This window comes from Steroidobacter sp., assembly GCF_016790065.1.
In the GTDB taxonomy this organism is placed as follows: Bacteria; Pseudomonadota; Gammaproteobacteria; order Steroidobacterales; family Steroidobacteraceae; genus Steroidobacter.
Genome location: NZ_JAEUPY010000101.1, coordinates 1 through 7,359, shown reverse-complemented (window position 1 = coordinate 7,359; position 7,359 = coordinate 1). Strand labels below are relative to the sequence as shown.

The following is a 7,359-nucleotide window of genomic DNA, read 5'->3' as shown; positions in this document are numbered from 1 at the left end:
CACGGTCTGTGTCTGATCGTCGGCGGCCTCGTGTGTCTCCAGTTGCTGAAGAAAGCTGCGCCACAGGCCGGGCCGCTCCGGGCCGGGTTGGCCATGGCTCAAGTAGGAAGAAGCACTACGCACGGCGGGGTCACCGCTGGTGCTGACCTGATCCAGCAGCATCCGGGCGCCGAGGCGCGAGCCCTCCAGCACATACAGGATGCCGAACACCTCGGCTGGCGTCGGTGCGGTCCGGCGCAGAGCGAGCGGCTGCACGTCTGCCTCGAGACTGCGGAGGTCGGCGAGGATGGCTTCGCTTCGCGAGCGCTGCGACCAATCGGGCAGCAGCTGCGCCACGCCCGCGTTCTCGAGCAACTGTTCGATGGCAATCAGAGTGGCGGCATTGGCTTGCAGAAAGCGGCGATAGTGAGCGGCATCGGCCAGATTGAAGCCGGCCGCAATCCGATCCAGGTCACGGTGTAAATGATCCGTCGCGCCGCGCAGCGAGTTACGTCGATTGGCCACCAAACCATCTTCAATTTGCATGTCGAGCTGAGTCCTGATCGTCTAATACACTGCGAATACGTGCGGCGAGATCGTCGAACGCGAAGGGTTTGGTAATCAACTGCACGCCGGGGTCGAGCCTGCCGTGATGAACGATCACGTCACGCGCGTAGCCGGTGGCGAACAGCACTTTCAAGCGGGGATGCAGGATCACGGCCTGCTGTGCCAATTGCTGACCGTTCATGCCGCCCGGCAACACCACATCGCTGAATAACAAATCGATGTCGCCGGCCGGTGTTTGGCGCAGCAGATTCAATGCATTCGAGCCGTCGCGTGCTTCCAGAACATCGTAGCCAAGCTCGCGCACCGTCTCGACGGTAAAAGCGCGTACATCCGGATCGTCTTCGACCACCAGGATGGTTTCGCGTTCCGCCAGCAGCGGCATTTCGTGTTGGGTTTCTTCTTCCGGCAAGCGCGCGTCGGGACGAGCTGCGGGCAAATACATACAAATCGAAGTGCCGGCGCCGTCAGCCGAATGGATGCGCACCTGACCGCCCGACTGACGTACGAAACCATACACTTGCGACAGACCGAGGCCGGTGCCTTGGCCGACATTCTTAGTGGTGAAGAACGGTTCGAAAGCACGCGCCAACACTTCGGGTGGCATGCCGATGCCGGTGTCGTCGACGGTGAGGGCGACATATTCGCCGCGCGGCAAATTATCTGTGGGTGCTCCGCTGCGCAGATCCAAGTTGAATGTTTCTATGCGCAGCTTGCCACCGTCAGGCATGGCGTCGCGCGCATTGACGGCAAGATTCAACAGTGCGATCTCCAGTTGATTGCCGTCGATCTCGACGTGGCGCAGGTCGGGCGATAGCGCGGTCTCGATTTGAATCAGCTCGCCCAAGGTTCGTTGCAACATTTCGGACATGCCGGCGACCAGGCGATTGACTGCCACCGGCCGCGGGTTCAACGGTTGCTTGCGGGAGAACGCCAACAAATGTTGAGTGAGATTGGTGGCGCGCTGCGCGCCGGCCATGGCGTGGTCGGCGGCGCGACGCAGGCGCTCCAAGTTCGGCGGCAGCTTGCGTTGCAAGGTTTCGATGTTGCCCACCACCACTTGCAACAGGTTGTTGAAGTCATGCGCCATGCCGCCGGTGAGCTGGCCGACGGCCTCCATCTTTTGCGACTGTCGCAACGCTTCCTGAGCTTCTTCCAGACGCGCTTGGGCTGCTTTGTCTTCAGTGATGTCGCGTCCGACGGCATAGATGTAGCCGTGGCCAAGGGCTATCGACCAGGAGACCCAGCGAGTCTTACCGTCCCGGCATAGGAAGCGACATTCGAAGGGTCGCTGGCTGTCTTGCGAGGCGTGCGCCATCGCTTCTCGAACCGACGCAGCGTCCTCGGGATGCGCGAACTTGGACAAATGCTCGCCGACCACTTCGCTGGTGCCATGACCGAACGAGGTCTGCCACGCCGGATTCACTTCGATGAGTGCGCCCACCGGCGTCATCACGGCCATCAAATCTTTGGACAGCTGCCACAAGTGATCGCGCTCGGCGGTCTTGTGCGCGACGCGCAAGGTCAGGGTTTGATTCAGATCCTGCAACTCGGCTTCGGCTTGCTTGCGCTCGGTGATGTCGTTGACGATGCCGATCAAACGAGTGCATTCGCCGCCATCGCGAAACGCGCGACCGCTCAGCGACACCCAGCGCTCCTGAACATCGCCGGCGCGGACGATACGAAACTCAGTGGAGATGTTGCTGGCATTGGGCGCGGCGAGCGTGGCTCGCAGCGTCGCTTCGATCCGAGGTCGATCACTGTTGTGACAATACTTCAGGAAGGTTTCTCGATCGGCGGTGACATTCGCAGTCAGGCCGAACAATTCGCGACAGCGTGCGTCCAGATCGAAGATGCCCGTCGCTGGGTCGAGCGCCCAACGGCCGAGGCCGGCGGTCTCGATGGCCAGCTGCGCGCTAGTTTCGCTGATTCGTAGTGCTTGTTCGGCGCGCACGCGGTCTTGACGCTCGCGTGCTTCGGCGACTGCACGATCGACTGCGGCCGGTAGTCGGCTCAGGCCGCGTTTCATCACATAGTCAGTGGCGCCCCGGCGCAAAGCATTGATGGCGAACTCTTCGCCGACCACGCCGGAAACGAAAATGAACGGCATGTCGGGGCAATGTTCGCGCACGATGTCGAGCGCGGCGATGCCGTCGAAGTCGGGCAGCGAATAATCGGCGAGCACCACGTCGTAATTGCCAGTGCCGATCTCACGCATGAACTCGTCGCGAGTCGCCACACGTTGCACGACGCTGGCGGTGCCGGCTTTCGCCAGATGAGTGGTGGCCAGCTCGGCGTCGATCTCGCTGTCTTCCAGCAGCAAGATGCGCGTCTGCGAGTTCGATCGCTGTGCTAGCTCGGCAGCCATGCTACTTACTCTCGGCGCGAGTCGGCGCAGCGGCCCGCGGCGTTTCGTTGAGCACGCCCCAGAACATTCCCAGGTCCTGGATGGCTTCGAAGAAGGCGTTGAAGTCCACCGGCTTGACCACGAAGGCGTTGACGCCCAACTCGTAGCTGCGAATCAAATCGCTTTCTTCGCGAGAGGACGTGAGCATCACCACCGGAATGGCACGGGTCCGCTCGTCCGATTTGATCTTGGCGAGGACTTCCAGACCGTCCACCTTGGGCAGCTTCAAGTCCAGCAGGACGACTGCCGGATCGCCGGGTGCGCGGTCTTGGTATTGGCCGTGACAGTACAGATATTCCAAGGCTTCGGCTCCGTCGCGCGCGACGACGATGTCGTTGGCGAGTTGGCACTTGGCCAGTGCCGCCAACGTGAGCTCGATATCTTTCAGGTTGTCTTCGACCAGTAGGATGGGTCGCAGATCAGCCATCGACGCTGCCTCCTTTACGTGGAATGCCGAAACGAAACTCGGCGCCGGTGCCGACGCTGCCGCTGGCTTCGATCCAGCCGCCGTGGCGCTCGATGATCCGGTGCGTCAGTGCTAAGCCGATGCCGGTACCGGGAAAATCTTCCATACGGTGCAGCCGTTGGAACACGCCGAACAGTTTGTGCGAGTAAGCCATATCGAACCCGACGCCGTTGTCGCGCACTGTGTAAACGCATTCCGACGCAAGTTGTTCACCCTGGATTTCGATGATCGCGGGGCTGCGGTCGCGGCTGTACTTCAGCGCGTTGTCCACCAGGTTGTAGAGCGCCTGGCGCAACAGGGCGGCGTCGCCGCTGGTCGGCGGTAATGCCTGGATGCGCCATTCGATCTGGCGGCCGCGCACGTCCGGTTCCACCGAGCGCACGATTTCCTGCATGACCTTTTGCATGTCGACCGGCGACACCGACAGCGCCGTGCGACCAAGTTGCGAGAAGCTGAGCAGGTCGTCGACCAGTTGGCCGGCCGAGGCCGCCGCTTCGTTGATGCTGTCCAGGTAGTGCAACGACTGTGGGCTCAACGACGTCTCGCGATCTCGCAGCAGCTGCGTGTAGCCGACGATGTGACGAAACGGCGCGCGCAAATCGTGGCTGACCGAATATGAAAACGACTCCAGCTCGCGGTTCGAGCGTTGCAGCTGATCGGTGAGCTCAGCCCGCTCTTCGGCGCGACGAAGTACGAAGTTGATGATGGCGGTGCGAAAGTCGACCGCACCGTCGTACTCGGCTTGCGACCACGGCAACGCACGGCCTTTGACTTGCTCCTTCCAACTAGCAAACGAATTGCGCGGCGTCAGGCGTTCGTTCTGGACTTGCTCGGCCTTGCGCGGATCGCCGGCCCATAGCACGGTCCGTTGCACTTCCGGTCGAAACCAGAAAATGTAGCTGGGATGCAGTTGTGAAATGGAAATGGCCAGCACGCCGCTGGCGACGTCGACCAGGTCGGCAAATTCAGGCCACAACAACGACAGGCTTTCGGTGACGAACGAATCGGCGCCTTGTTGGCGCAGTTTTTCCGCCAGCGTCCGCAGCCGATCCGGTGGGGGCGCGGCGCCGGCGGTGAACAACAAGTCGTCGTGTAGTACGGCCGCGCCGCTGGCTTCCGCCAGCTTCTGCCATGTGTTGGCGTGCGCATTCAAGCCGATCTGAAACGAATCGCTGGCGGCGATCTTGGTCAGCAGCTCGCTTTCGATGCGTTTCAATTCCATGCGCTTGGCGGCGTAGGCGCCGCGTTCGCGTGAGCCGATGTGCTGCGACAGAACTTTTCCCAACAGATCGCAGGCGGTGCGTGCTTGCGCATTGACGCGGCGGGGCGCTGCGTTGTGACACGACACCAAGCCCCACAGCCGGCCGTCGACCAGGATCGAAATCGACATCGAGGCCAGCGTGCCCATGTTCCGCATGTATTCCAGATGGACCGGCGAGACGCTGCGCAGCGCGGCGAAGCTAAGATCCAACGAGTTACGGTCGGTGGGGTTGACCGTAGGTTCGATGAGCACGGGCGTGTAGTTCGCGTCCGGAATCACACGCAGCCGATTGAGCCGATACAACTCGCGCGCCTGAGCAGGAATGTCGCTGGCGGGAAAGCGCAGGCCGGCGTAAGAGGGCAGCACGCCATCGCCGTCTTCGGCCAGCACTTCGCCATTCCATTGCGCGTCGAAACGATAGATCAGAATACGGTTGAAGCCGCTGATCTGCCGGAACTCACGCGCGGCGGCGGAGCACAATTCGGCAACGGTTTCACACGCCGGCAGGTCTTCCATGAAACGGCCGACGCGCGGGTAATAAGCCTCGAGGGTTTCGCCCTCACTGGCAGGTGGCTGCTCGAACTCCAGCACGATGCCTTGAGCCGTTTGGTGGCCGAGCACCTGCAGGCGCTGGCCGTTCACGTCCAAGGTTCTCAGGTAATTGCTGTCCGGGTTGCTGAGCCAGCTGTCGATCTGGCGTTCAGTCGTTGCGCCCACCAGCTGTTGCAATGACAGGCCAAGCACAGTCGAGCCGCGGCCGGTGCCGAGCAACGCCGGAGCGTTGACGCTCGCCTGCACGATGCGCCGACTTTTTGGATCCACAACCACGAGCGTGCCGTGCGGCTGAATGCTGCCCGGAATCCGGATAGGTTCTTGCGCGCATAAGTCGAGGTTGAGATCGGATGTTGAAACCGCTGGCACCATCCGCCGCTCGTGGAGCTTGATTTTCTGCGCGAGAAAATGCCCGACGAGCGTAAAAAGTTCCGCGTCGCGCTAGCGTGGCGGTCGCCGAAATTGCAGAAAGGGCGATAGCTGCCCGACCTGGTTGTACAAAACTTGCGCACGCGCATTGGTATTTTCGGTATGCCAATAGACGCGCGTCACGCCACGCTCGTCGGCCGCTTTGTAGACGGCCTCGATCAGCGAGCGGCCGATGTGACGACCGCGCGCTCGCGGATCGACGAACAGGTCTTCGAGATAACAATAGCCGACGGGTGACCAGGTCGACAGGTGGAAGTGGTAGTGCGTGAAGCCGACCATGTGGCCGGCAGCGTCCAGCCCCGCAAAGCCCCACAGCTCGCGACCTTCCATCAAGCGACTCCACGCCAGATCGGTGGTGGCTTGCGGCAGATTCTGTTTATAAAACGCCAGGTATTGGGACCACAGCTGTTGCCACTGCTGCCGGTCGGTGGTTTGCAGTGGGCGTACGTTTGCGCTCGTATCCAAGCTCATGGCCAGTCCCTAAATTGCCTTCCCGCTGACGGGAAGTATAAGGGACCGGCCGGGCAAATATCGCTGGCTTCAGGAGTGACGCGGAGTGTCGACTTCCTGTTCGGCGTGCAACCAATCGTCGAGTTCGTGACCGGGCTCGAAGCCACGACGTTCGGCGCGCCAGTAGGCGGCTTCAGCAATCCGTGCTTCACGACTTTCTGAGAACGACGGAATCTCTCGTTGGTCCAGCTTGCTGCCGGTGATTTTCACGTCATGACTGGAATCATGAGTGGGCACTTCGCCGACGACGCCATCGGCGGCGCGGTTCTCGGCGGTCTCTTCTGCATCGGCGAGTGTACGTTCCTCGTTGGTGACTGTGGTTACCGGCGGCAACGTGCGGGTGGATGATTTCTTGGAACGCGGGGTCGGGCTTGAGGGACGGCTCGCCATGATGCTCTCCGATCGGCGGTTATGTTCAGAACGTCAAACCGTCATCGCGCGCCAAAGGTTCCCAGAACTACATGCTGTCGCTTCATTTCGACATGCCAATGATTCTTAAAGGGTTGAAATAAAACGGCGGTGACGTTGCCGTCACCGCCGTCGGTTCGCTCCGCAACCAATAAATGTCAGTGGCGGGCGCGACTGCCGGCACTACGTGCCGACTTACTACGGTTACCAGCGCGAGCTTGGCGCTGCTTGCTGGCAGATGCTTTCGTACGTGAGCTGCCGGAACGTTTACGCTTGGGGGCGGGCGCTTCTTCGGCCTCGATGCCCAGTTCTTCCAACAGCTCCATTTTTCGTTGCGCCATTTGTGCGCCCAGCTCTTTCAAGTCGAGCTCGGTGTCCTTGAGCGAGGGAAACATTTCCTTCTCTTCTTCCTTGACGTGGTGCTTGATGTACTCGCTGAGCACTTTGACCAGCGGCTTGAACTCCGGATCCTCGGGCGTGCCGGCTTCGATCTTGGCGATCAGGTCTTTGGCGGAGCCGTGTTCGATCTCGGCCTCGTACACCATTTGATCGTCTTCCTCGCCGAACGCTTCCTTGGCGGCTGGGTACAGAATCTCTTCTTCGATTTGCGCGTGCACCGTCAGCATCTGACAGATGCGTGTGGCGAGCGACGACTGCTCGCTTTCATCCGCGTCTTCGAATTCTTCGAACAGCGCTTCTACGGCGCGATGGTCTTGTTTGAGCAACGCAATCGCATCTCGCGGCGCGTCGGTCGAATGGGTCGTCGTGGCTCGTGCCATGGGC

At 61.1% G+C, this 7,359-nt stretch carries 7 protein-coding genes; all 7 read right to left on the bottom strand.

Annotated features, from left to right (window positions below):
- On the bottom strand, positions 1–525 hold a 525-nt coding region (locus JNL55_RS04225), incomplete at its 3' end, for a biliverdin-producing heme oxygenase (RefSeq protein ID WP_293849753.1).
- Complete coding sequence (locus JNL55_RS04220; RefSeq protein WP_293849750.1) at positions 515–2,911, bottom strand: response regulator; 2,397 nt, start codon at positions 2,909–2,911, stop codon at positions 515–517. The genes JNL55_RS04220 and JNL55_RS04225, both read right to left, overlap by 11 nt.
- Position 2,912: 1 nt before the next feature.
- A complete protein-coding gene (locus JNL55_RS04215; protein WP_293849747.1) occupies positions 2,913–3,377 on the bottom strand; it encodes a response regulator in 465 nt (154 codons plus the stop codon).
- Positions 3,370–5,601, bottom strand: a complete 2,232-nt coding sequence (locus JNL55_RS04210; protein ID WP_293849744.1) for an ATP-binding protein — start codon at positions 5,599–5,601, stop codon at positions 3,370–3,372. The genes JNL55_RS04215 and JNL55_RS04210 overlap by 8 nt, the downstream gene beginning before the upstream one ends.
- Positions 5,602–5,670: 69 nt before the next feature.
- Positions 5,671–6,129, bottom strand: coding sequence for a GNAT family N-acetyltransferase (locus tag JNL55_RS04205; RefSeq protein WP_293849741.1), 459 nt, complete (start codon positions 6,127–6,129; stop codon positions 5,671–5,673).
- A gap of 69 nt (positions 6,130–6,198) precedes the next feature.
- The gene (locus tag JNL55_RS04200) at positions 6,199–6,558 is read right to left on the bottom strand and encodes a DUF2934 domain-containing protein (RefSeq protein WP_293849738.1); all 360 of its coding nucleotides are present in this window, start codon (positions 6,556–6,558) and stop codon (positions 6,199–6,201) included.
- Positions 6,559–6,734: 176 nt separating this feature from the next.
- The coding region (locus JNL55_RS04195) for a hemerythrin domain-containing protein (protein ID WP_293849735.1) at positions 6,735–7,359 on the bottom strand (625 nt) is incomplete at its 5' end.